Raw genomic sequence first — 24,453 nt, forward strand, 5'->3', positions numbered from 1 at the left:
GATTTTGGAAGGCGGCAACATGCAGATGAATTTGGCGACGGCACCTGAAGGATTCCAGGCCGGAAGCAATCAGTCTCAGGCGGCGGGGGAAAAACAGGACATGCGGCATGACGCACTTTTCGAGCGGGTAAGTGCGCGTCTGAAAGCTCAGGTTGGTCCGGATGTCTTCGCCAGTTGGTTTGGGCGTCTCAAGCTTCATTCCGTGTCGAAAAGCGTCGTGCGCCTGTCGGTGCCGACGACGTTCCTCAAATCCTGGATCAACAACCGCTATCTGGATCTCATCACCGGTCTGTTCCAGCAGGAAGACGGCGAGATCCTGAAGGTGGAGATTCTGGTCCGCACGGCAACGCGCAGCCAGCGTCCGGCCGCTCATGAAGAGACGGCGCCCGCCGTGGCCGAGCCGGCACCGGCGCCGGTCCGGCGCTCCACCTCGCCGCAGCCGGTCGCAATCGCTGCCGCCGCGGCGGTCGCTGCCGCGCCGAAGGCGGTCCAGGCGCCGCTTTTCGGCTCGCCCCTCGACCAGCGCTACAGTTTCGACAGTTTCGTAGAGGGTGCGTCCAACCGCGTCGCCCTTGCCGCCGCCCGCACGATCGCGGAAGCGGGCGCCGGCGCCGTCCGTTTCAACCCGCTCTTCATCCATTCGAGCGTCGGTCTAGGCAAGACGCATCTTCTCCAGGCGATCGCGCTTGCGGCCCTGCAGAGCGCGCGCGCGCCGCGCGTTGTCTATCTCACGGCAGAATATTTCATGTGGCGTTTCGCCACAGCCATCCGCGACAACGACGCCCTTTCCTTGAAGGAATCGCTGCGCAACATCGATCTCCTGATCATCGACGATATGCAGTTCCTGCAGGGCAAGTCGATCCAGCACGAATTTTGTCATCTCCTGAACATGCTGCTCGACTCGGCAAAGCAGGTGGTCGTCGCGGCCGACCGGGCGCCTTGGGAGCTGGAATCGCTCGACAGCCGCGTTCGCTCGCGACTGCAAGGTGGTGTGGCGATCGAAATGGAAGGGCCGGATTACGAGATGCGGCTGGAGATGCTGAAGCTTCGTCTCGAGGCGGCGCGGCAGGACGATGCCTCGCTGCAGATTTCCCAGGACATCCTGTGCCACGTCGCGCGCAACATCACCGCCAGCGGCCGCGAGCTCGAGGGCGCCTTCAATCAGTTGCTTTTCCGCCGCTCCTTCGAACCGCAGCTCTCGATCGAGCGCGTTGACGAACTGCTCGGCCACTTGGTCAATGCCGGCGAACCGCGCCGCGTCCGAATCGAGGACATACAGCGTGTCGTCGCCAAGCACTACAACGTCTCACGCCAGGAACTGGTGTCGAACCGTCGCACCCGCGTGATCGTCAAGCCGCGTCAGATCGCCATGTACCTGTCGAAGACACTGACGCCGCGTTCCTTCCCGGAGATAGGCCGTCGCTTCGGAGGCCGCGACCACACCACCGTGCTGCATGCCGTGCGCAAGATCGAAGAGATGATTGCCGGCGACACGAAGCTCGGCCACGAAATCGAACTCTTGAAGCGGCTGATCAACGAGTGAAGCCGATGCAAGTGAGCGCCTGGCGCGTGCATAAGTAAGCCGAACTTTATAGGGGCCCGGTTTTCCAGCCGGGCCTGTTTTTTTGGGGCCTGCCTGGGGTGAGGGCCTACTCGCCCCAAGCAACTTCGCCCGGAGAGCGTTCCAACCATTTTTTTCGCCGCGCTTGTCGGCTATCACTGGCTCCATTCGTCTTCAGACCAGAGCGGAGAATTCTCGATGCTTTATGCGGTGCTTTGCTACAACGATGAAAGTGTCACCAGTGCCTGGAGCAAGGAGGAGGACGACAGGGTCATGCGTGACCTGACCGCCGTCCAGAGCAAATATGTCGAGACCGGCAAGCTTGGGCCGGTTGCGCGGCTGCTGCCGACGACGGCCGCGACGACCTTGCGCCACGCAACGGGCGAAACGATCGTCATTGACGGCCCCTTTGCCGAAACGAAGGAGCAACTGCTCGGCTTCTATCTGATCGATTGCGAGTCGCTCGACGAGGCCCTCGCCTTTGCGCGCGACTTGAGTACCGCCAATCCGAGCGCCGGTTCCTATGAAATCCGCCCCCTCGCCCTCTATGAACCCGGCGGGCTTCCCTCATGACGGACACGGCCTGGATCGACCTCGCCCTCACTTCCTCGCGCCCGCAGGCGATGGGAGCGCTGCTGCGCTATTTCCGCAATCTCGACCTTGCGGAGGAGGCGTTCCAGGAAGCATGCATCCGGGCCCTGAAGACCTGGCCAACGAACGGTCCGCCGCGTGACCCGGCTGCCTGGCTGATCTTCGTCGGCCGCAACAGCGGCATCGATAAGGTTCGGCGCCAGGCGCGCGAGGCGCCGCTGCCGCCGGAAGAGCAGCTGTCCGATCTCGGCGATCGGGAAGAGGAGCTTGCCGACCGTCTCGACGGATCGCACTACCGCGACGACATCCTGCGGCTGCTCTTCGTCTGCAGCAATCCAGTGCTGCCGGCGACCCAGCAGATCGCGCTTGCGCTACGCATCGTTTCCGGCCTTTCCGTCAAACAGATCGCCCGCGCCTTTCTCGTCAGCGAGGCGGCGATGGAGCAGCGCATCACCCGCGCCAAGGGGCGTGTCGCTGCCGCGGGCATTCCCTTCGAAACGCCGGATGCCGCCGACCGCGCCGAGCGGCTCGCGACCGTGGCGACTATGATCTATCTCGTCTTCAACGAGGGCTATTCGGCGATGAACGGCCCGGACGGCGTTTCCGCCGATCTCTGCGACGAGGCGATTCGGTTGTCGCGGTTGCTGCTTCGCCTGTTTCCCGCCGAGCCGGAGATCATGGGACTGACGGCGCTGCTTCTTCTTCAGCATTCGCGCGCCCGCGCCCGGTTCGATGCCGATGGCTCCATCGTCCTACTGGAGGACCAGGACCGCCGGCTCTGGAACAGGCGGATGATCGCGGAAGCCCTGGCGATGATCGACAAGGCGATGCGCCACCGCCGCCCCGGTGCTTACCAGATTCAGGCGGCGATCGCTGCCCTTCATGCCCGCGCGGAGCGGCCTGAACTGACCGATTGGGAGGAGATCGATCTGCTCTACCAGGCGCTCGAACGGTTGCAGCCCTCGCCGGTCATCACGCTCAACCGCGCGGTCGCCGTGTCGAAACGCGAGGGTGCCGAGGCGGCACTTGCGATGGTCGAGCCGCTGGCTGAGAGCCTTTCCGGCTACTTTTATTTTCATGGCCTGCATGGTGCGTTGCTCAACCAACTGGGGCGAGCCCGCGAGGCCCGCATCGCCTTCGACCGCGCAATCGCGCTTGCCACCAATGCCGCCGAGGCCGCCTATATCCGCAAGCAGCTCGACCATTTGGCGGACGAAGCGGGCCACTGCATATCTTCTTAAATCGACCTCGGTTCAAGGGAGACATGCAACAATTCAAAGTGCTGCGGCCACGTTTGTGCGTCTGACGAGATGCGCGGTGCTGTAAACGGCCCTTGCCGAAGTGAAAAAACGACAAAACATACGCAGCCCTGTCGGGAGCCGTCGCCTCCATTCGTCCTTGGATCGAAACCAACCCGGAGGATACGAAATGACTGCAGCAACCGACAGGAAACCCGCCGACGAACGCGAACTGGTGCTGGTTCGGCTGATCGATGCGCCGCGCGAGAAGGTCTATCGCGCCTTCACCGACGCCGATCTCCTGAAGCAATGGTTCGCGCCGCTGCCGTGGACAATCACGGAAGCGGAACTCGATGTCAGGCCTGGCGGTACCAATCGTTTTATCATGCGCTCTCCGGAGGGTGATCTCTATCCCAATCAGGGCGTCTATCTGGAGGTCGAGCCCAACGAGAAGCTCGTCATCACCGATGCCTATACCGAGGCCTGGAAGCCCTCGGAGAAGCCCTTTATGACGGCGATCCTCACCTTCGAGGAGGAGGGTGGCAAGACCCGCTACACGGCGCGAGCCCGCCACTGGAGCACGGCGGACAAGAAGGCGCACGAAAAGATGGGCTTTCATGAGGGCTGGGGGCAATGCGCCGATCAGCTCGCTGCGCTCGTTGCCACACTTTGATGTCGCTTGCGTGGCCGCATTTCACGTTGACGAGGAGATGAACCATGTCCGAGATCGAAAGCAGAACCGCCGCGGCAGAAATTCGCGCGGTGATCGAGGATTGGGCGGGGGCCATTCGCCGGAAGGATGCCGGCCGCTTCCTCGCGCATGGCGCGGAGGATTGTCTCATCTATTCGCTGGCGCCGCCGCTCAAGGCGCCGGAAGCGGATGCCGAGGGGCTTGAGCGGTGGTTTTCGACCTGGGAGGGCCCGCTCGGCTATCGGATTCAGGATCTCGACATTGCCGCGAACGGCGACGTCGCTTTTGCGACGGCGCTAGCGCATCTTTCCGGCGAGAAGCTGGACGGCGAGAAGGCATCTTTCTGGTACCGCCTGACACTCGGTCTGAGGCGCGTGGCCGAAGGGTGGAAGATTGCACACCAGCACGAGTCCGTGCCCTTCTACATGGACGGAAGTCTGAAGGCGGCGGTCGATCTCGACCCCGACTCCTCGGTCGACTGGAACGCGCCGTCACGCCCGCCGATGGCCGGTGTCATCGCCTATCTGAGCGTTCAGGACGCCAATGCCAGCGCCGAATTCTACGGCCGCGCCTTCGGCGCCAGGGAACAACACCGCAAATATGCCGAGGACGGCAAGCGGCTCATCCATTGTCATCTGGCGATCAATGGCGGCGCGCTCATGATCAATGATCCCTTCCCGGAATTCGGTCATTCCTGGAAGCCGCCGGAAGGTTTCGTGCTCCATCTCGTCGTCGACGACGCGGATTTCTGGTGGCAACGTGCGGTTGCGGCCGGCGCGGAAGTGACGATGCCGCTGGAGATCGCCTTCTGGGGCGACTATTACGGCCAGCTTCGCGATCCATTCGGCGTCATGTGGGCGATCGTGGCGCCGATGAAGAAGGGTGATTGAGCAGGCCCGCCGACCGTCAGCAGGCGAGGTCGGCCACCACCGCGTCGAGGATCAGCATGCCGGCGGGCGTGCAGCGCAGACGCGAATTGCCGAGCCGCTCGAGGAATCCGTGCTCTATCAGGAACTGCTCGCGATCTGGATCCGGATCGCGACCGGAAAGCATCTGCCAACGGGCAAGGTCGACGCCTTCCCGAAGTCTCAGCCCCATCAGCAGGAGCTCGTCGGCCTGCGCTTCGAGGTCGAGCAGTTCCCGTTCGGCAATGCCGTCGCCGCGCTCCTCGACCAGACGGAGCCATTCCTCCGGGTTCCGCTCCGTTGCCGTCGCCACCTTGGCGGCACCGATGGTGAGCCGCCCATGGGCCCCCGGGCCGATTCCCGCATAGTCGCCGTAGCGCCAATAGGTGAGGTTATGGCGACTTTCGGCGCCCGGCCGCGCGTGGTTGGAGACCTCGTAGGCCGGCATGCCGATCGCCGCCGTGATCTCCTGCGTCGCCTCGTAAAGCACGGCCGAATGCTCGCCGTCCGGGACGATCAGCTTGCCCGCCTTGTGCAGCCCGAAGAAGGGTGTGCCCTCCTCTATGGTGAGCTGGTAGAGCGAAAGGTGATCGACGGCGTAGGAGACGGCCTCCTTCAGTTCGCGCTCCCAGTCCTCGACCGTCTGGTTCGGTCGTGCATAGATCAGGTCGAAGGACATGCGCGGGAAAATCTCGCGCGCGAGCCTTACCGCCTTCAGCGCATCCTCGACATTGTGCAGCCGGCCGAGGAATTTCAGGTCGCGGTCGTTCAATGCCTGGACGCCGAGCGAGACGCGATTGACGCCGGCCGCCCGGTAGCCGTGGAACCGGGTCGCCTCGACGCTCGAGGGATTGGCTTCCATGGTGATCTCGATGCCGTCCGGCACGTGCCAGTTGCGGGCGATGCCGTCGAGGATCGCCTCTGCCGTTCCTGGCTCCATCAATGATGGCGTGCCGCCGCCCATGAAGATGCTGGTCACGGTCCGGGGCCCGGAAATCGCGCGAATAGCCGCCATCTCCTCGAGGAAGGCGGCGACGAAACGCTGCTGATCCACCGGCTGGTGGCGAACATGGCTGTTGAAGTCGCAATAGGGGCATTTGGCCGCGCAGAACGGCCAGTGCACATAGACGCCGAATCCCGGGTCCATGCCATCACCGATCGCCGAAAGCGGAGCCGCTTGCATCATATTCCGTCTCAGGCGCCGAGGCAGGTCTCGGCAAATAGCTTGAAGGCGCGGGCGCGGTGCGACAAAGCCTCGGCGTCGCCCGGCCTCCAGCCGTGCTTCTCTTCCGCGCTCATTTCACCGAATGTGGTGTCGAAGCCCTTCGGCTGGAAGACCGGATCATAGCCGAAGCCGCTCGTCCCGCGCGGCGGCCAAACGACACGGCCCTCCACCTCGCCGCGGAAGAGCTCGACATGCCCGTCCGGCCAGGCAAGGCAGAGCACTGACACGAAACGAGCGGTGCGGCTTTCGGCCGCTGTCGCACCTTTTTCTCGAAGTGCCTTCTCGACCTTTTCCATCGCCATTGCAAAGTCGCGGCTGCCGTCTTCGCGTTCGGCCCAATTGGCGGTGTAGACCCCGGGCGCGCCGCCAAGGGCGTCGATGGCGAGGCCGGAATCGTCCGACAGCGCCGGCAGGCCCGCGGCCTTCGCCGAGGCGACGGCCTTGATCATTGCATTTTCCTCGAACGTCGTTCCGGTTTCCTGGGGCTCGACGAAATTGAGCTCGGCCGCCGATTTCGCCTCGAAGCCGAGAGGACCGATCAAATCGCGGATCTCGCGGATCTTGCCGGCATTGTGGCTCGCGACCACAATCGTCTTGTCAAGCAGTTTGCGCATCCTGATCACTTCCGTTCGGGTCAATTCTTGGCCCAGAGGCCCGGTTCCGCGCATTCGAGGCTATTGCCGGCCGGATCGCGGAAATAAAACGACCGGGCGCCATTAGGCCAACGGATATCCGCTTCGATTTCGATACCCGCCGCCTTGAGCGTCGCCTTCCAGGCGTCGAGCGCTTGCGGCGCCACACGGAAGCACATGTGGCCGTTGCCCTTCGCGCCATGCGGCGGCACCGGAAGCGCATCATTAGTAGGGTGCTTCACGGTCTCCGCCGGGTTGAAGATCAAGAGCACGCCCTCGCCGCAGCGGAAGAAGACATGCCGATTGCCGACACGGGTGATGCGCTCAAGGCCGAGGATCCTACCGTAGAAGGCCTCGGCGCTGTCGAGATCGTCCGCATAGAGTGCGGTTTCGAGAATGCCTTCGAGCGCCGGAGCCAATGCCACGCCTCCTCTTCAATGCACGGCTGCAATTCAACGCAGCGACCTTCGCGCGCCTGAAAAGGCGCGCGAAGCCGCAGGTGATTCTCAGCCGGCTATCGCCTGCTTCTGCAGCCCTACGAGCTCGGCAATGCCGTCTTTTGCAAGCCGCATCAGCGTTGCGAATTCCTCCTCGCTGAAGGGCTTGCCCTCTGCCGTTCCCTGGATTTCGACCAGGCCGCCGGCGCCCGTCATCACGAAATTGGCATCGGTTTCGGCAGCCGAGTCCTCGATGTAATCGAGATCGATGACCGGCTGGTTGGCGAAGATGCCGCAGGAGATGGCGGCGACATGATCCTTTAGAACCTTCTCCAGCTTGATCATGTTGCGTCCTTCCATCCACTTCAGGCAGTCGTGCAGCGCGATCCAGGCGCCGGTGATCGAAGCTGTCCGGGTGCCGCCATCCGCCTGGATCACGTCGCAATCGATCGAAATCTGGCGCTCACCGAGGGCCGGCAGGTCGACCACCGCGCGAAGCGACCGGCCGATTAGGCGCTGAATCTCCTGCGTGCGACCGCTCTGCCTGCCTGTCGCCGCTTCGCGCCTCATCCGCTCGCCGGTCGCCCGCGGCAGCATGCCGTATTCCGCGGTGATCCAGCCCTTGCCGCCATTGCGCAGCCAGGCGGGAACCTTTTCTTCAAGGCTTGCCGTGCACAGGACATGCGTGTCGCCGAAGCGCACGAGGCATGAGCCCTCCGCGTGCTTGGAGAAATTGCGCTCGAAGGAAACCTTGCGCATTTGGTCGGTTCGTCTGCCGGATGGCCGCATATTCTGCTCCTGTTCTACCTTGCTCAGCCTTCTAGATCATGGCGCGGCCAAAGGGAACCGGTTGATATCGGGGAGGGGAGGCGATTTTTCCCTTTTGCCTTCGGATCGGCGGATCACTATATTCGCGAGGAAACCAATGACTGCACGGAGTGACATGGTAGCGCGCAACCCTCCAAAAAAGGGGATCGCATCGGCGCTGGACGAGCGCTCCGGCGAGATTTTCCGGCGAATCGTAGAGACCTATCTCGAAAGCGGCGAACCGCTCGGTTCACGCAATCTGTCGCGGCTCTTGCCGATGTCGCTCTCGCCCGCTTCCGTGCGCAATGTCATGAGCGATCTCGAGCACCTCGGGCTTATCTATTCGCCTCATGTCAGCGCCGGACGGCTGCCGACTCAGACGGGCTTACGCTTCTTCGTCGACGCATTCATGCAGGTCGGCAGGCTTTCCCCCGAAGACCGCGCCTCGATCGAGCGGCAGGTGCGACCGGGCGACCGCGATCAGCCGGTGGAGAGCCTGCTTACGGAAGCAAGCCAGATGCTCTCCGGCATGTCCCGCGGCGCCGGCCTCGTGATCACGACCAAGAGCGATCCGGTGCTGAAGCACGTCGAATTCATTCGCCTGGCGCCGACAAAAGCGCTCGCCGTCCTCGTCGGAGAGCACGACCAAGTGGAAAACCGGATCATCGAGCTGCCGGCGGGGATCACGAGCGCGCAACTCACCGAAGCCGCGAATTTCGTCAATGCCCATCTCGCCGGCCAGACCATACCCGAGTTGCGTTCGCAGCTGGAAAAGGTCAAGGAGACGGTGCGCGGCGAACTCAATGCACTGTCGCAGGATCTGGTCGAGCGCGGGCTGGCGATCTGGTCGGGCAGCGAAGGCGATGGCAAGCCGGCGCGCCTCATCGTGCGCGGGCGTGCCAATCTGCTCGAGGGCGTGGAGGGCGGCGAAGACATCGACCGGCTGCGCATGCTGTTCGACGACCTGGAAAAGAAGGACAGCCTGATCGAACTGCTCGATCTCGCCGAAAGCGGCCCGGGCGTGCGTATCTTCATTGGCTCGGAGAACAAGCTGTTCTCGCTATCCGGATCGTCGCTGATCGTTGCGCCCTATCGCGACGGAGACGACCGCATCGTCGGCGCAGTCGGCGTAATCGGGCCGACCAGGCTCAATTATTCGCGCATCGTCCCCATGGTGGATTATACCGCGCAACTGATGTCGCGGCTGTCTCGCTGAACCTGTGCGTTGGTCGATCGGCCGATTGGACCCTTGATTTTTCGGGCTCAAACCTCGATATCGGCTTCGAACCCACTGCATCATTCTTAAACGGGATTCTTGATTTGAGCACAAATCATGCAGCGTTTCAGAACGTTCAAGCAGAGCGACTTCCGCTGGTTTGATGATGCCGAAGAGATGACAAGAGAAGAAATTCGGAGAACGTCATGACCGACGAAACGAACAAGAACGGATCTGGGGCCGCGGCGCCGGAGGAAAACGTGAAGGCCGCTGAGCCGGAAGCGACGGAAACGCCGGAAGCTGCGGCCGCGCCAGATCCGCTGGAGCTCGCCAAGGCGGAGAATGCAGAGCTTCGTGACAAGTATCTTCGCCTGGCCGCCGAGATGGACAATCTGCGCAGGCGAACCGAGCGTGACGTCAGGGATGCCAAGTCCTATTCCGTCGCGGGCTTCGCGCGCGACATGCTGGCCGTGTCCGACAATCTTCGCCGCGCCCTCGACGCCATTCCAGCGGAAGCAAGGGAATCGGCGGATGCGGGTCTCGCCGCGCTGATCGAGGGCGTCGAGATGACCGAGCGCTCCATGCTGGCCGCGCTTGAGCGCCATGGCGTGAAGAAGCTCGACCCCACAGGGCAGAAATTCGATCCGAATTTCCACCAGGCGATGTTCGAGATTCCCAACGTCGAGGTTCCAAACAACACCGTCGTTCAGGTCGTCCAGGCGGGCTACACGATCGGTGAACGCGTGCTGCGTCCCGCAATGGTCGGCGTCGCCAAGGGTGGTCCGAAAGTGGCCTCGAGCGAAAACGAGACGCCGGCAGCCTAGCGCATCGGCCCGAAAATCGTACCCGATTTTCGGAGATTCAAAGAGTTAAAGCGAGCTTTGCGCGTCTGAAAAGACGCGCAAAGCCATAGCGGCGTCAACTCAGTTGCGGATTGCTGTGTCGGCGGAAGCGTTTCGGTCGCGCTCCAGGCTTCGCTCAGCCGGCCTCAGGCGGCGTGCGAGGTCGTATCCTCGTTGAGAAGCGTGTAGATGGCGCTCGCGGAATCGCTCGCCCGCAGCCGCGTGACCATGTCATGGTCGCGCAGTACGCGCGCAATACGCGACAGCGCTTTCAGGTGGTCGGCGCCGGCACCCTCGGGCGCGAGCAACAGGAATACGAGGTCGACCGGCTGGTCGTCGAGTGCCTCGAAATCGACCGGCGTTTCGAGCCGGGCGAAAATGCCAACAAGCGAGGATAGTTCGGCAAGCTTTCCATGCGGAATGGCGATGCCGTTGCCCACGCCCGTTGAGCCGAGCCGCTCCCGCTGAAGGATTACATCGAAGATTTCCCGCTCGGGAAGACCGGTGAGTTTGGATGCTCTGGCCGCCAATTCCTGGAGGACTTGCTTTTTCGAGTTGGCCCTCATGGCCGGGATGATCGCATTTTGATGCAGCAAGCCTGCCAATGCCATTCTTCTGTCCTCGTTCGCCGGTTAGAGCCTGGCAACTTCATCACAAATATGCCGCAATGGCTCTAACCATCTTTGTTCCGGCGGGGGCCATTCACAGAAAAGTAACCCTTTTCCACCACACCGTCGGCGCGTGCGGCGGGAAGACCGGTTCGCCCGGTCCTTCCGCTCTGCTCATGCCTTGATATTGGCGGCGTCGATCCAGCCAATATTTCCATCGTTCCGTCGATAGACGATATTCAACTCTTCCTTGCCGGGGCTGCGGAACATCAACACCGGTTCGTCCGTCATATCGAGTGCCATCACGGCATTGGCGACAGTCATCGTTCTCAGCTGCTTGGTGCTTTCGGCAACGATCGTCGGCGCATAGTCCTCGGGAACTTCCTCGTCTTCATAGGGCACCGAGTCCATCACCCGATAGGCGACCTCCGCCTGGCCGTTGCCGTTGTGGTGATCCTTGAGCTTGCGCTTGTAGCGTCGAAGCCGTTTTTCGATGCGCTCCGAAGCTACATCGAAAGCCGCCTGTGGCTCGTTCGCCTGGCCGTTCGCCTGCAATATCACGCCTGTATCGAGATGAAGCTTGCAGTCGGCGCTGAAGCGCGACCCGGATTTTTCCACAGTGACCTGGCTCGAATATCCTCCGTCGAAATATTTGCTGACGGCCTGGCGTATCTGCTCGCCGATACGCGAGCGAAACGAATCGCCGATTTCCATATGTTTACCGGACACACGCACACTCATGGAGTTTCCTCTCTCGTTCGTGACTTGCGCATCCAGTCTATTCCAAGCGCCGTCGTCATCCAAGCATTTCAGCAAACATGCCGACCTCCCGGAGTCCAGTCGATGTTCTCCGGAAATTGCGGCGGCCTCATATCCGCTGCGCCGCAGGGAGTCAATCGCGGGCCGCGAGATTAAACGATGACGGTGCGCTGGCGGTTCCACGTCCCGGTTGCAAATGATCAGCCATTTTTTGTACGATCCGGCGCCAAATGGGAAGTTGATGCGCCCGGTCAGAGACCGGCGGCTTTGGCAAGCGCACGTTTCTCGCGCCGCCTCTGCACCGAGGAGGGGATATTCATCGCCTCGCGATACTTGGCGACCGTCCGGCGGGCGATGTCGACGCCGGCCCCTTTGAGCATATCGACGATATCGTCGTCCGAAAGCACGGTGTGGGCGCTTTCCTCATTGATCATCGTGCGGATGCGATGGCGAACCGACTCCGCCGAGTGGGCATCGCCATTCTCCGCCGAACCGATGGAGACGGTGAAGAAATATTTGAATTCGAACAGGCCGCGCGGGGTCAGCATGTATTTGTTCGATGTGACGCGGCTCACCGTCGATTCATGCATCTTGATCGCGTCGGCAACGATCCTGAGGTTCAGCGGCCGCAGGTGATCGACGCCGTGCAGCAGAAAAGCGTCCTGCTGGCGGACGATTTCGCTCGCCACCTTCACGATCGTTCGGGCTCGCTGGTCGAGGCTGCGCGTCAGCCAATTGGCGTTCTGCAGGCATTCGCTGAGAAAGGCCTGTTCAGCGCTGTTTTTCACGCTCCCGCGTGAGATCTCGGCAAAGTAGTCGTGATTGACGAGAACGCGCGGCAATGCGTCGGGATTGAGTTCGACCAGCCACCCGTTGGTGGAGGTGCGCACGACGACATCGGGGATGATCGCTTCGGTAATGCTGGTCTCAAAGCTCGTGCCCGGCTTCGGGTCGAGCTTGCGGATTTCGCCGAGCATGTCGATGAGGTCCTCCTCATCGACTCCGCAGATCTTCTTGAGACTTGCGAAATCGCGGCGCGCCAGAAGTTCGAGATTGGCGAGCAGCGCTTCCATGGCCGGATCGAGGCGGTTGCGTGCTCGCAATTGAATGGCGAGGCATTCGCTGAGCGAACGCGCGAAGACGCCGGGCGGGTCCAGCCGCTGTAGCGCGAGAAGCACGCGTGTCGCGTCCTGTGTCGTCGCGCCGAGCGCCGCCGCCGCCTCTGCCAGGTCGCCATGCAGATAACCCGCTGCGTCGAGCTGGTCGATGAGGTACTGGGCGATCAAGCGGTCGCCGGGCGCGCTCAGCGCAAAAGGGAGCTGTTCGAGGAGGGTTTCCCGCAAGGTCGCTCGGACGGCGACGAAATCGTCGAGATCGTATCCTTCGCCGTTGTCGCCGTCGCCCGCCCCCGGCATCGATTTCCATTGGCCGAGCAGTTCCGGGGCATCGGCGCGCTGCGGCATCGTGTCGTCGGGAAAAACATTGGCGAAATCAGAGTCGAGCTCGGCGCTGAGCCTCTCGCCCGAGCGGGAGGTGGCGCTGTCGTAGAGGTCTGCCTGGTCCGTCGATTCTGCGGCACCGTCGGAGGTCTCGGCGGCAGGCGGGGCAGCCTCCTCGCTTCCTCCTCGGTCCTGGTCGGCGACCGCTTCCTCGCCGCCCTGCAATTCGAGCAGGGGGTTCTTCTCGATTTCCTGGGCGATGAACTGTGTCAGCTCGACATGCGTCATTTGAAGCAGTTGGATCGACTGCATCAATTGCGGCGTCATCACCAGCGACTGAGATTGCCGCAAATGTAGGCTGGCGGACAAAGCCATGCTGACGCGCTTCTCCCGTCAAATGTCTGTGCCCATGTCTTCTTCGGACGGGCCATAATCGTTTGGCCCAAAACTTGCTTATTACTTGGATTTGGTCAAGCGCCGTGACTGCCAAGGACGGCTGAATCGTCGTCGGCGACGATCAGAGGCTGAAATTATCGCCGAGATACAGCCTGCGCACGTCCGGATTGGTGACGATATCGTTGGCGCGGCCATGCGTCAGCACCTCGCCTGCATGGATGATGTAGGCGCGGTCGATCAGTCCGAGCGTTTCCCGTACATTATGATCGGTGATGAGAACGCCGATACCGCGCGAGGTGAGATGGCGCACGAGGGCCTGAATGTCGGCGACCGAAATCGGATCGACGCCAGCGAAGGGCTCGTCAAGCAGCATGAAGGTCGGGTCCGTCGCAAGCGCACGGGCGATTTCCAGACGCCGCCTTTCGCCGCCCGAAAGTGCAATCGCCGGCGATTTGCGCAGATGCGTGATCGAAAATTCACCAAGTAGTTCGTCGAGCTTCTCCTCTCGGCGATCGACATTCTTGTCATGGACCTCGAGCACGGCGCGGATGTTCTCCTCGACCGTCAACCCGCGGAAGATCGAAGCCTCCTGCGGCAGATAGCCGACGCCAAGGCGCGCGCGGCGATACATCGGCATGCTGGTGACGTCGTTGCCGTTGATCTCGATCGAGCCTTCGTCGACGGGTACGAGCCCCGTGATCATGTAGAAGCAGGTGGTCTTGCCGGCGCCGTTCGGCCCGAGCAGGCCAACCGCTTCGCCGCGGCGCACGACGAGCGAAACGCCGTTGACGACGCGGCGAGACCGGTAGGTCTTCGTCAGGCCGCGAGCAATCAGCGTGCCCTCATAGCGCGCCTTGTCGACCGTGCGTGTAGCTGCGGTTGCCGCCGACGGCCTCTTTATCCGTTTGCGTTTGTGAAAAAAGGGGAACTGCACGAGCGGGTCTATGTCAATTCTGCTTGCGGGACTTTGGGTCGAGCTGGATCTGCACGCGGCCTCCGCAGGCTTCGAGCTGAGCTTCGCCCGTATCCATCTGCACGTTCAGCTGGCAGCCGACGAAGACGTTCTTGCCCTCGGAGAGCACCACCTTGTCGCCCTTGAGCACCAGTTTCTGCGTCGTCAGGTTGACGGAGCCGCTGTCGCCCGTCGCCTGTTGAGTGCCGGAGCTGAGGAATACGCGCTCGTTCACCTCGATCCGGTCTATATCGGCATTGCCGCTCGTGACCGTGGCGCCGCCTGCAGTCTTGTAGAAGACGGTCATGCTGCCGGCCTGCAGCGTCGTCGTGCCCTGAACGACCTTCACATTGCCGGTGAAGATTGCCTTGCTCTCCGGATCCTTGATCTCGAGCTTGTCGCTCTCGATCTGAATCGGCTGGTCATTGGACAGCTGCATGCCTTTCATGCGGCCGGACGTGGCCTGGGCGGCTGCCTGCGGGACGATCGCCAGGGCGCCGAAAACCACGGCCGCGAGACCGGCGGAAAGTTTGAAAAAAACGGTAGATCTCACCGACATGGGAGCGCCCAGTCCTATTATTTTGCGTTCTTACGGATGGCGCTGGGTTCGACGTTCACCCGTACCATGCCCTCGAATGTTACAATACGTCCCTTATCTGTCATTCTCAGCGTCTGCGCAATGATCGATCCGCCATTCATGCTGATCGCGATCGGTCGTTTCGTTTCCATTTCGCCGGCACTGATGTCCAGATAGGCCGACTGGAAATCGGCATTGACGCCATTATTCAGGGAAATGGTGAACGGGGCGTTCATGTCGAGCGTGTTCCCGCCCCGGTCGTATATGCCGCTTTTCGCGTCTACGGTCGCGATCAGCGTGTCGTTGACCGGCATGGCGGCGTGAATGTTCTGGAGCGTGATGAGATCCGGGTTCTCGATGTCCTGGAGCGCGCGCTCGGCCTTCATCGAATAGCTGATGCCCTGCTTGTTACGGCCGGAGATCGCCGGATTCTGCATGACGATCTTACCGTCCTCGATCGTGGCGGCATCGAGTTGCAGTTCCTCGGGCAGGAAAGCGCGCACGAACGAAACCGCTATGAAGATCAGGGCGATGGCGCTGGCGAGGAGCGGCAGGGCGACCTTCAGTCGCCGCACGCGCGCGGAGTGCCGCGCTGCCGATGCGTAGGCATCGCCGGTGGCTGCACCCGGATCTTCAAAGATTTCGGGAAATCGCGCTTCATTCAGCATGAAATGGCTCGTCGAACTCCGTTGGGTCTCGGCAGGGCCCAGCACCCGCATTTACATACAGTGGCGTAAATCACGGCGAATATGGTTCCTTTGTTGTCGTCCGGCAATGGAGCGACAAAAAATCGAAACGCCGCGCGGAGCGCCGGACGGGCTTGCAATTGCCGCCGACCCCAGGCCTATAGGCTCTCACGCTTCGCGCAGATAGCATGTTACTGAGGAAACTGACAGAAGGCTGTGCCAAGAAATCGGGAGATACCAATGGACGAACTCGCCATCGCCGATCGCCGCCGCCTGCGACGGAAACTCAGCTTCTGGCGTTGGGCGGCCGCCGTCGTTCTTCTGTCCGCCGGCTTCGCGCTTTTCGCATTTTCCGGTATGGGCGAGACGAGGGAGCGTGCCCGCGACCACGTGGCGCGCGTTACCATAACGGGCGTCATCCAGGACGATCGCGAGCTGGTCGAGCGCCTGGAGAGAATCGCCGACAGCGACTCCGCCAAGGCCCTGATCGTCACGATTTCATCGCCGGGCGGCACCACCTACGGAGGTGAAGTCATCTATCGGGCCATCCGCAAGGTCGCGGCCAAGAAGCCGGTGGTCTCCGATCTCAGAACGCTGGCCGCCTCCGCCGGTTACCTAATCGCGCTCGCCGGCGATCGCGTCGTCGCCGGCGAGACCTCGATCACCGGCTCGATCGGTGTGATCTTCCAATATCCGCAGATCAGGGAACTGATGGACAAGCTCGGCGTGTCTTTGGAGTCGATCAAGTCGCGTCCGCTCAAGGCCGAACCGTCCCCGTTCCATCCGCCGAGTGACGAGGCGAGAGCGATGATCCAGAGGATGATCAATGACAGCTACGACTGGTTCGTCGATCTGGTCGCCGAGCGGCGCAATCTGTCGCGACCGGAGGCGTTCGCGCTTGCGGATGGCCGCATATTCACGGGGCGCCAGGCGCTCGAGTACAAGCTTGTCGACGAGATCGGCGGGGATGACGAGATCAGGGCCTTCCTGGCCGAGCGCCAGGTGTCCACAGATCTGCCCGTCGTCGATTGGCGAGCGGCAAGCGGCAAATTCTCGTTCGGACTCGCGGGATTCGCCTCCGATCTCCTCAAGATATTGGGATATGAGGCTTTTCCGGCGATGAACGGGTTCGAAAAGCTGGGCGGAGACAAGTTGTTTCTTGACGGTCTTCTTTCGGTTTGGCAGGTTGAAGGTCAATGAGGAAGGCGAAAATTTGCTGGCGTGCGCGAGTGGGGCTGACGACATCCCGCAGGCCGCATTAGGCCTTCGAAACGGCAAGAACCGAACAGAACAAGCAAAAAGACGAAGGGGGCGACAGTGATCAAGTCAGAACTGGTGCAGATTGTGGCCGCGCGCAATCCGCATCTCTATCACCGCGACGTCGAAAACATCGTCAATGCGGTTCTCGATGAGATCACGGATGCACTTGCCGCCGGCAATCGTGTCGAGCTGCGCGGCTTCGGCGCCTTCTCCGTCAAGAACCGCCCGTCGCGTTCAGGCCGCAACCCGCGCACCGGCGATGCCGTCTTCGTCGAGGAAAAGTGGGTGCCCTTCTTCAAAACCGGCAAGGAGCTACGCGAGCGGCTCAACCCCGACATGAACGGCAAGGACGAGACTTGACGAGAGATCCTGCGCGTTGCAGTGCCGCGCGTCCTTTCAGTCGCGCAAGGGGCGCTGAAACTCTTTGAACCGGGCGCATCGGCCCGAGCATCGGATCCGATTTTCGGGCCGATGTGCCAGGCAGCGCTCAAGAAGCGACTGAGGCAAACTGCGTGCGGTGATCCGCCGGCACGCTCCATCCAATCGCAATCGAGTCGGAGCGGGTGAATGCTCAAGAAACTCATCAACATCATCGTCTTCGTGCCTTTGGCGGTCGTCCTCGTCGTCCTGAGCGTCGCCAACCGGCAGACGGTGACCTTGGCGCTCAATCCGTTCGAGCCGGCCGACAGCATGCTTTCCGTCTCGGCTCCCTTTTTCGTGTTCCTCTTTCTCGCCGCCATTGTCGGCCTGATCCTCGGTGCCGCCGTCACCTGGTTTGCCCAGGGAAAACACCGCCGTCGCGCACGCAACGAAGCCAATGAAGCCTTGAAGTGGCACAGAGAAGCCGAAAAGCAGCGCAGCGCGGCCGAAAGACTGGTGCAGCCGACGCTACCGACGCCGCAAAACTGAGCGGCGCCCGGTTGTAGCGTTTAGACGCCTGCATGGCTCTCGCGCGTCAGCCTGCCGCTTCGGTTGGACTGCTGACCGCAACATTGAAATTCGTGAAGAACTGCTGTGCGAGCTTCCTGGCTGTCGAATCGATTAGCCGTGATCCGAGTTGAGCGAGCTTGCCGCCGACTTCGGCCTTGACGTCATAACGCAGCACCGTCTCGTCGTTTTCCTCGTCAAGCGTGACATCGGCACCGCCCTTGGCAAAGCCGGCGATGCCGCCCTTGCCTTCGCCCGATATCGTACAGCCGGAGGGCGGACTCAAGTTGGAGAGCGTGACATGGCCGTTGAAAGTTGCCGAAACGGGGCCGATCTTCACTTTCACGACAGCGGCGAGTTCCGTCGGCGATTTCATTTCGAGCGACTGGCAGCCCGGAATGCAACGTTTCAGGATATCCGGGTCGTTCAAACCTTGCCATACGGCCTCGCGGCTGGCCGGAATGCGTTCCTCTCCTGTCATGTCCATGAGCATCGCCTCCCGTTTTGCCCGCGGGATCAAGGGGTGGCAAGCCGCCGACGCCGGTCCTTGTCCCGCTATCGCCTCATCTTCGCAATCGGAAACGGCTTTGCCAAGAGCATTCGCGATGCTATTGCACGCGACGAGCATGTCGCGCGCCCGATGAGCGGAGGCGCCGGATGGTATGATTGAAGGCCAAGGGTCAGCGCGTGAAGGAAAAGGATCGGAGATCAAAGAACGCTTCGGTCACCGCGGCAAAGGGCCGGGGGGCGGAGGCGCGTGGCGGTCGCCACGAACTGCGACATCCGCCCCCGAGGAATGCCGGTCCGAAGGGCAATGCGGCTGGGCCGCCAGCCGCAAAGCCTGTGTCGGAAAGGACAGGGCGGCCGGCGGCGCAGGGGGCGGCGCCGACCCGTCCGGTCGAGCTGAGACACGGCGACAAGCCGGTCGAAACGGTGCCGTTAATCCTGGAGACAGCGGCGACGGCCGGCTATCACCTGATCGACAGCGGCGACGGGGAAAAGCTCGAGCAGTACGGCCCCTATCGTATCGTGCGGCCCGAGGCTCAAGCGCTGTGGCCGAAGTCGGTACCGGCGGTCGTCTGGGACGAGGCGGATGCCATCTTCACCGGCGACACGGACGAGGACGGCATCGGCCGCTGGCGCTTCCCCGGCGAGGTGCTCGGGGAAACCTGGCCGATGCAGCTTCTCGACACGGATTTCCTCGGCCGTTTTACCTCGTTCCGGCATGTCGGCGTCTTTCCGGAGCAGCTTGCACATTGGTCCTGGATGCGAAACCAGGTGGCCTCGGCCGGCCGACCGCTGAAGGTCCTCAACCTATTCGGCTATACGGGTGTCGCCTCGCTCATCGCCGCCAGGGCGGGCGCGGAGGTCACCCATGTCGATGCCTCCAAGAAGGCGATCGGCTGGGCGCGTGAGAACCAGGCGGTGGGGCGGGCCGAAAGGCTGCCGATCCGCTGGATCTGCGACGATGCGATGAAGTTCATCCAGCGCGAGGAACGCCGCGGCATCCGCTACGACATCATCCTCACCGACCCGCCGAAGTTCGGCCGCGGCCCGCATGGCGAGGTCTGGCATCTCTTCGACCACCTGCCGGCCATGCTGGATACTTGCCGGGAGATACTCTCCGACGAGGCGCGCGGCCTGGTGTTGACGGCCTATTCGATCCGGGCAAGCTTCTATTCGATCCATGAGTTGATGCGCGAGACGATGCGCGGGCGCGGCGGCCGGGTGGAGTCGGGCGAGCTCATCATCCGCGAAGGCGGCCTTGATGGCGCGAGCCCCGGCAGGGCGCTCTCCACGTCGCTTTTCAGCCGCTGGGTACCGAAATGAACAAAGAGAGAAACGATCACAGCGCGCCGCGCGTCGGCCAGGTGAAGGAGGTCACCAGCCTCGTCAACCCGGTCATCAAGGATATCCGGGCGCTTTCGCAGAAGAAGCATCGCGACGAGACGCATGCCTTCATGGCGGAAGGGCTGAAGCTAGTGATCGATGCGCTCGATCTCGGCTGGAAGATCAGGACGCTCGTCTATGCCAAGGCGGCAAAGGGCAAGCCGCAGGTCGAGCAGGTTGCGGCCAGGACCATAGCAAAGGGCGGACTTGTTCTCGAAGTGAGCGAGAAGGTGATTTCGACTGTCACCCGGCGCGACAATCCGCAGATGGTGGTCGGCATCTTCGAGCAGCGCTACCGTGCGCTGAAGGACATCCAACCGCAGGAAGGCGAGACCTATGTGGCGCTCGACCGCGTGCGCGATCCGGGCAATCTAGGCACGATCGTCCGCACCGCGGATGCCGCCGGCGCCTCCGGCGTTATATTGGTGGGCGAGACCACCGATCCGTTTTCGCTCGAAACCGTGCGTGCGACGATGGGTTCGATTTTCGCCATGCCGATCGCGCGAGCAAGCGCCGAGGATTTCGTCAAGTGGCAGAAGTCGGCGGATGTTCGGGTCGTGGCGACGCATCTCGCAGGCTCGGTCGATTACCGCACGATAGATTATCGGTCGAAGCCAGTCGTCCTGCTGATGGGCAACGAGCAGGCCGGCCTGCCGGTGGAGCTTGCGCGCCAGGCCACCGCACTCGCCCGGATTCCGCAGGCGGGGCGCGCGGATTCGCTCAATCTCGCCATTGCCACCGGCATCATGCTGTTCGAGGCGCGCCGGCACCTCCTATCATTGGACGGACCCCAATGAGCGGACACCGGACCCTTTTTTCCCGGCCCATGCCGATCGCGCTCTTTGTCGTCATCGCCATTGCCGCAGACCAACTGCTCAAATATCTGGTCGAAGCCTTCCTGCCCTTTCAGCAGGCGGTGCCGGTCATGCCGATGCTCGCGCTCTACCGCACCTACAACTACGGTGTCGCCTTCTCGATGCTTTCCGGCATGGAGGGTTGGTTCATCGTCGGCATGCGCCTGGTCGTCGTCGCCTTCGTTCTGTGGCTTTGGCGTCGGACGCCGAAGGATCGCTTCTTCGCCCATCTTGGCTATGCGATGATCATCGCAGGCGCGCTCGGTAACCTGGTGGACAGGCTGCTGTTCGGCTATGTCATCGACTATATCCTGTTTCATACGGACAACTGGTCTTTCGCGGTCTTCAACCTCGCGGACAGCTTGATCACCATCGGTGCCGGAGCGATCGTTCTCGATGAGCTGCTGCAGACGAAATGGGGCCGCTCGCTAAAACTTTAGCGATACGTTGAAGCCATTCGGAAGGCTTGCCATGCCAGGTTGAAAGCATGAACAAGCCTTCACGACTCGGACAGCGGATGAGGATCACGGCCGCCCACGACGGCGCGCCGTCCGCCACCCGCATTCTTTGCGCCTGTGCGGGTGTTTTGGCCGCACTTGTCGTCCTCACGATCGGTCTCAGCGCAAATCTTCATTTCTTGCCGGCGATCGTCGCCATTGGCGGCTTGTCGGGGGCTTTCCTCATGCTTTCCGGTGAAGGCGAGCCTGGATGGCAAATGCTGCCAGGGAGACAGAGAGGCGTGCCGGAAACCCCGGCCCTGCTTTCGACCATCCATGACGCGCTCGGAGATATTGCTATCGTGCGCGACATGGATGGCCGGATCGTGCAGTCGAATGGCGTTTTTCACCAGGTGCTGGGGCGGGTCAATGTGATGGGCCTGACCTGCGCTTCCCTTGGCCTGAGCTTCGAGCCGAAGCCGGATCCCGATCATTTCCTCGTACGCGTCGCAACGGCGGGGGGAGAACGTCTTTTCGATTGGCACGACGTGATCGTGCGCGAGCCGGGTCGGGGGAGGCTGGTGCGCCACAGCATCGGCCGCGACGTCACCGAGGAAGCGAGGGCGGCGCGCGAGCGGGAGGCGGCGCGCCACCGCGCCGAGGAGGCGAGCCAGGCGAAGTCGCGGCTGCTTGCCACCGTGACGCACGAGATTCGCACTCCGCTGTCCGGAATTCTCGGCATGAGCCACCTGCTCGGACAGACGGAACTTTCTGCGGAGCAAAGGAACTACCTTGCCGACATGCAGCAGTCCGGGCACGCGCTGGTGCAACTGGTCGAAGACCTGATTGACTTCTCCTCGCTTTCCGCCGGGCGGTTCCAGTTGCACCCATCCCGTCAGGATCTGCGGCTAGTGGTCGAAAACGTCGTGGAAATGCTCTCCCACCGGGCGCATGAAAAGGGCATCGAGATTGGCGCGACCATTGCGGCGGATGTGCCCACCTCGATGATCTTCGACGCGGCGCGGCTGCGGCAGGTGCTGTTCAACGTCGTCGGAAATGCCGTGAAATTCACGGAAACCGGCGGCGTTCTCGTCTCGGTTGCCAGGATCGAGGGCGCGCTGCGAATCCGGATTGACGATAGCGGGCCGGGTATGTCGGAGGTCGAGGTTGCCCGCGTTTTCGAGGAATTCGAGCAGGCCGGCGACGACGCCCAGCGCGCGAAGGGAACCGGTCTCGGCTTGGCGATCTCGCGTCGGATCATGGAAGCCTTCAGGGGCAGCTTGACGGCATCGAGCGTCGCCGGAAAGGGAAGCCGATTCGAGATATGCTTTGCGATGGAAGGTGCCGAGCCATCTTTGCCGAGCCGGAACGGAGTGCTCGCCGGCGCGCATGTTCTCGTCATGGCTCCGGAGGGCCCGGCCTCGGCCGCGCTTGCCGCGACCATCGAAACGCTCGGCGGCTCCTGTCATCGGGCTCCGACGCTCGATGCGGCCCGAAGCCTTGTCAAGGATGTGCTGCAGGATCGCCTGCGCTTGACCGACATCATCGTCGACCACCGACGGGCGGATGACTTCCAGCAACTGCTTTTGCTTCACCCGGCGCTGGATCGCCTTGGGCTGCGGAGGACCTACCTCATCAATCCGGAAGAGCGCAGCAGTCATCCGGTGCATCGCCTGGGCGGCTACGCGGCGTGGCTGATTCGTCCTTTGCGCGAAAAATCACTGGTCGAGGTGCTGCTCGGCCGCCTGAAGGGAATTGAGAGCCGGGACGCGATCGCCGACAACAGACCTGTGCTCCGCGACGCACCCGCAACGGCCGGGGCTGGCAAAGCTGTCCATCGCGTCGTTCTGGCCGAGGACGATCCGGTCAATGCATTGATGCTACGGACGATGCTCGAGCGCAATGGGCATGCCGTACAGCACGTGGCGGACTTTTCCGCGCTTGAAACCCTTCTGCACGAGCCCGGCGCCAATTGGCCAGCGATAGTCGTCACGGATCTCAACATGCCGGGCGGCGACCTTCCCGCCATGCTGAGACGGCTGCGCCGAGAAGGTGCCTCCCACGATCGGCGTCGGCTCCCCGTCCTGGTGCTGACGTCCGACGGCCGCAGCGATCTTCACCAGAGCCTCACCATCGCCGGTGCCGACGCGGTGCTGACTAAGCCCGCCCAACCGGCGCAGCTCCTTGCCGAAGTCGCGCGCCTCATCGAAACGGGCAAGGCCTGATCCAACCTACGCGGATATTGACCGATTGCGTGGGACCGGCCGCGGATGTCCAAAAAATGTCTCAAGAAAAGAGCTGAGCGGATGAAGCCTTGGCTTGCCAACGCAAGTCTGCTTGGGGCTTGCCCGCTGGTCTGCTGCCTGTATCTTACGATTTAAGATGCATGCTGCGGCAAAAGTGCTACAGCGGACTTTGCGCTTCTATTGGATGCGCGACGCGCAGTGTCACTATCTTGTTGCACAAACGTGTTCTAAGCCCGGCAGAAACTGACGATTCGGGATGACACGAAATGGCGCTCGAGCTTTTGGAATCGACAAGCGTGGTAGATACGTCGCAGGCTTGCCCCCGCAAGACGATTGCCGTTCCGGCAACGGCCGTCCTCGGCCGCATTGCCAATCTCGAGACGCGACTTGCTCGCTCCGCCTCCGAGATCGACGCCGCGCAGGCGGTCCGTTACAGGGTCTTCGTCGAGGAGATGAGAGCGCAGGTCGCACCGGAAGCCGAAATGCGCAAGCGCGATGTGGATAGCTGGGATTCGATCTGCGATCATCTCCTCGTGCTCGACACCGCCATCGAAGGCGATCCGGAGGAACAGATCGTCGGCACCTATCGCCTGCTCCGCCAGGACGTGGCCGAGCGCGCCGGCGGTTTTTATTCCGCTTCGGAGTTCGCGATCGACAAGCTGCTCGCGCGCCACCCTGACAAGCGCTTCATGGAGCTCGGACGTTCTTGCGTCCTGCCGGAATATCGGACCAAGCGTACGGTCGAACTGCTTTGGCAGGGCAATTGGGCCTATGCGCTCAGGCATGGCGTCGATGCGATGTTCGGCTGTGGCTCCTTTCCGGGCGTGATTCCCGAGGAGCACGCGCTCGCTCTTTCCTTCCTGCACCACAATGTTCTCGCCCGAGACGATTGGGCCGTCGCTGCGCGGCCGGAGCTCCACCGCACGATGGACCTGATGCCGTCCGAGGCGATCAATCCGAAGAAGGCGCTGGCGGCCCTGCCGCCGCTCATCAAGGGCTATATGCGTCTCGGCGCCATGGTCGGTGACGGTGCAGTGGTCGATCACGCCTTTCGCACGACGGATGTACTGATCGTCCTGCCGATCAGCAATATTTCCGGCCGGTATCTCAATTATTATGGCGCCGACGCGGGACGCTTTGCCTCCTGACGTATTTTCTCCAGATACGTGTTCGGCTCCGGCCAGATGGCGAGAGTGAGATCAGCAAATCACAGCCGCGTGGAACCTGGGTCTATTCCCGGGTGGGGCTTTGCTTCGAATCTGAATTGGTATTAACCA

The 24,453-nt window shown here is 62.2% G+C and carries 26 protein-coding genes; 15 read left to right on the forward strand and 11 right to left on the reverse strand.

The features are described from left to right. Positions 1 to 100 precede the first annotated feature (100 nt). The 5 genes from dnaA (at position 101) to EKH55_RS00025 (ending at position 4,971) form a co-directional block, all read left to right on the forward strand. Complete coding sequence (gene dnaA / locus EKH55_RS00005) at positions 101 to 1,543, forward strand: chromosomal replication initiator protein DnaA (RefSeq protein ID WP_069460012.1); 1,443 nt, start codon at positions 101 to 103, stop codon at positions 1,541 to 1,543. 216 nt (positions 1,544 to 1,759) lie between these two features. Beyond that, positions 1,760 to 2,134: a YciI family protein gene (locus EKH55_RS00010; protein WP_151610754.1), complete on the forward strand. Its 375-nt coding sequence runs from the start codon at positions 1,760 to 1,762 to the stop codon at positions 2,132 to 2,134. Next, complete coding sequence (locus EKH55_RS00015) at positions 2,131 to 3,393, forward strand: RNA polymerase sigma factor (RefSeq protein WP_069459693.1); 1,263 nt, start codon at positions 2,131 to 2,133, stop codon at positions 3,391 to 3,393. The genes EKH55_RS00010 and EKH55_RS00015 overlap by 4 nt, the downstream gene beginning before the upstream one ends. A gap of 187 nt (positions 3,394 to 3,580) precedes the next feature. Next, complete coding sequence (locus EKH55_RS00020; RefSeq protein ID WP_069459692.1) at positions 3,581 to 4,063, forward strand: SRPBCC family protein; 483 nt, start codon at positions 3,581 to 3,583, stop codon at positions 4,061 to 4,063. Between the two features lie 44 nt (positions 4,064 to 4,107). After that, positions 4,108 to 4,971, forward strand: a complete 864-nt coding sequence (locus tag EKH55_RS00025; protein ID WP_069459691.1) for a nuclear transport factor 2 family protein — start codon at positions 4,108 to 4,110, stop codon at positions 4,969 to 4,971. Positions 4,972 to 4,987: 16 nt separating this feature from the next. On the opposite strand, the gene hemW is transcribed toward EKH55_RS00025, so the two are convergent. The 4 genes from hemW to rph all read right to left on the reverse strand — a co-directional run bounded on the left by hemW (position 4,988) and on the right by rph (position 8,069). Then, the gene (gene hemW / locus EKH55_RS00030; RefSeq protein ID WP_069460011.1) at positions 4,988 to 6,169 is read right to left on the reverse strand and encodes a radical SAM family heme chaperone HemW; all 1,182 of its coding nucleotides are present in this window, start codon (positions 6,167 to 6,169) and stop codon (positions 4,988 to 4,990) included. 11 nt (positions 6,170 to 6,180) lie between these two features. Further along, positions 6,181 to 6,825, reverse strand: coding sequence for an RdgB/HAM1 family non-canonical purine NTP pyrophosphatase (gene rdgB / locus EKH55_RS00035; RefSeq protein WP_069459690.1), 645 nt, complete (start codon positions 6,823 to 6,825; stop codon positions 6,181 to 6,183). 20 nt (positions 6,826 to 6,845) lie between these two features. Then, on the reverse strand, positions 6,846 to 7,262 hold the full coding sequence (locus EKH55_RS00040; protein WP_069459689.1) for a VOC family protein: 417 nt from the start codon (positions 7,260 to 7,262) through the stop codon (positions 6,846 to 6,848). An 87-nt stretch (positions 7,263 to 7,349) separates the two neighbouring features. Next, the gene (rph, locus tag EKH55_RS00045) at positions 7,350 to 8,069 is read right to left on the reverse strand and encodes a ribonuclease PH (RefSeq protein ID WP_151610755.1); all 720 of its coding nucleotides are present in this window, start codon (positions 8,067 to 8,069) and stop codon (positions 7,350 to 7,352) included. A 154-nt stretch (positions 8,070 to 8,223) separates the two neighbouring features. Between rph and hrcA the strand changes: the two genes are divergently transcribed. Next, on the forward strand, positions 8,224 to 9,303 hold the full coding sequence (gene hrcA / locus EKH55_RS00050) for a heat-inducible transcriptional repressor HrcA (protein WP_069459687.1): 1,080 nt from the start codon (positions 8,224 to 8,226) through the stop codon (positions 9,301 to 9,303). A gap of 206 nt (positions 9,304 to 9,509) precedes the next feature. Beyond that, positions 9,510 to 10,127, forward strand: coding sequence for a nucleotide exchange factor GrpE (gene grpE / locus EKH55_RS00055; RefSeq protein ID WP_151610756.1), 618 nt, complete (start codon positions 9,510 to 9,512; stop codon positions 10,125 to 10,127). 164 nt (positions 10,128 to 10,291) lie between these two features. On the opposite strand, the gene ptsN is transcribed toward grpE, so the two are convergent. The 6 genes from ptsN to lptC form a co-directional block, all read right to left on the reverse strand. Continuing rightward, entirely contained in the window at positions 10,292 to 10,756 is a 465-nt protein-coding gene (ptsN, locus tag EKH55_RS00060) for a PTS IIA-like nitrogen regulatory protein PtsN (protein ID WP_069459685.1), read from the reverse strand. Between the two features lie 171 nt (positions 10,757 to 10,927). Next, a complete protein-coding gene (gene hpf, locus EKH55_RS00065; RefSeq protein WP_069459684.1) occupies positions 10,928 to 11,494 on the reverse strand; it encodes a ribosome hibernation-promoting factor, HPF/YfiA family in 567 nt (188 codons plus the stop codon). A gap of 269 nt (positions 11,495 to 11,763) precedes the next feature. Further along, positions 11,764 to 13,326, reverse strand: coding sequence for an RNA polymerase factor sigma-54 (gene rpoN / locus EKH55_RS00070; RefSeq protein WP_069459683.1), 1,563 nt, complete (start codon positions 13,324 to 13,326; stop codon positions 11,764 to 11,766). A gap of 142 nt (positions 13,327 to 13,468) precedes the next feature. Next, complete coding sequence (gene lptB / locus EKH55_RS00075) at positions 13,469 to 14,281, reverse strand: LPS export ABC transporter ATP-binding protein (protein ID WP_069459682.1); 813 nt, start codon at positions 14,279 to 14,281, stop codon at positions 13,469 to 13,471. 13 nt (positions 14,282 to 14,294) lie between these two features. Continuing rightward, complete coding sequence (locus EKH55_RS00080) at positions 14,295 to 14,858, reverse strand: LptA/OstA family protein (RefSeq protein WP_069459681.1); 564 nt, start codon at positions 14,856 to 14,858, stop codon at positions 14,295 to 14,297. A 17-nt stretch (positions 14,859 to 14,875) separates the two neighbouring features. After that, positions 14,876 to 15,544, reverse strand: coding sequence for an LPS export ABC transporter periplasmic protein LptC (lptC, locus tag EKH55_RS00085; protein WP_069460010.1), 669 nt, complete (start codon positions 15,542 to 15,544; stop codon positions 14,876 to 14,878). A gap of 258 nt (positions 15,545 to 15,802) precedes the next feature. On the opposite strand from lptC, the gene sppA reads away from it, so the two are divergent. The 3 genes from sppA to EKH55_RS00100 all read left to right on the forward strand — a co-directional run bounded on the left by sppA (position 15,803) and on the right by EKH55_RS00100 (position 17,731). Continuing rightward, positions 15,803 to 16,762, forward strand: a complete 960-nt coding sequence (gene sppA, locus EKH55_RS00090; protein WP_069459680.1) for a signal peptide peptidase SppA — start codon at positions 15,803 to 15,805, stop codon at positions 16,760 to 16,762. Positions 16,763 to 16,879: 117 nt separating this feature from the next. Beyond that, a complete protein-coding gene (locus tag EKH55_RS00095) occupies positions 16,880 to 17,182 on the forward strand; it encodes an integration host factor subunit beta (protein WP_069459679.1) in 303 nt (100 codons plus the stop codon). A 207-nt stretch (positions 17,183 to 17,389) separates the two neighbouring features. After that, positions 17,390 to 17,731 (forward strand): LapA family protein, encoded by a 342-nt coding sequence (locus EKH55_RS00100; protein ID WP_069459678.1) that lies wholly within the window; start codon positions 17,390 to 17,392, stop codon positions 17,729 to 17,731. Between the two features lie 46 nt (positions 17,732 to 17,777). Here EKH55_RS00100 and EKH55_RS00105 read toward each other — a convergent pair whose 3' ends face one another. Further along, on the reverse strand, positions 17,778 to 18,236 hold the full coding sequence (locus EKH55_RS00105) for an SRPBCC family protein (protein WP_069460009.1): 459 nt from the start codon (positions 18,234 to 18,236) through the stop codon (positions 17,778 to 17,780). Positions 18,237 to 18,436: 200 nt separating this feature from the next. Here EKH55_RS00105 and EKH55_RS00110 point away from each other — a divergent pair, with 200 nt between their 5' ends. The 5 genes from EKH55_RS00110 (at position 18,437) to olsB (ending at position 24,324) form a co-directional block, all read left to right on the forward strand. Beyond that, entirely contained in the window at positions 18,437 to 19,579 is a 1,143-nt protein-coding gene (locus tag EKH55_RS00110; RefSeq protein WP_069460008.1) for an RsmD family RNA methyltransferase, read from the forward strand. Then, complete coding sequence (locus EKH55_RS00115; protein ID WP_069459677.1) at positions 19,576 to 20,436, forward strand: TrmH family RNA methyltransferase; 861 nt, start codon at positions 19,576 to 19,578, stop codon at positions 20,434 to 20,436. The genes EKH55_RS00110 and EKH55_RS00115 overlap by 4 nt, the downstream gene beginning before the upstream one ends. Beyond that, the gene (gene lspA / locus EKH55_RS00120) at positions 20,433 to 20,933 is read left to right on the forward strand and encodes a signal peptidase II (protein ID WP_069459676.1); all 501 of its coding nucleotides are present in this window, start codon (positions 20,433 to 20,435) and stop codon (positions 20,931 to 20,933) included. Before EKH55_RS00115 ends, lspA begins: the two co-directional genes overlap by 4 nt. A 47-nt stretch (positions 20,934 to 20,980) precedes the next feature. Further along, a complete protein-coding gene (locus EKH55_RS00125) occupies positions 20,981 to 23,155 on the forward strand; it encodes a hybrid sensor histidine kinase/response regulator (RefSeq protein WP_151610757.1) in 2,175 nt (724 codons plus the stop codon). A 287-nt stretch (positions 23,156 to 23,442) separates the two neighbouring features. Then, entirely contained in the window at positions 23,443 to 24,324 is an 882-nt protein-coding gene (gene olsB / locus EKH55_RS00130; protein ID WP_069459674.1) for a l-ornithine N(alpha)-acyltransferase, read from the forward strand. Positions 24,325 to 24,453 lie beyond the last annotated feature (129 nt).

Origin of the sequence: Sinorhizobium alkalisoli (assembly GCF_008932245.1) — a bacterium.
GTDB lineage: Bacteria > Pseudomonadota > Alphaproteobacteria > Rhizobiales > Rhizobiaceae > Sinorhizobium > Sinorhizobium alkalisoli.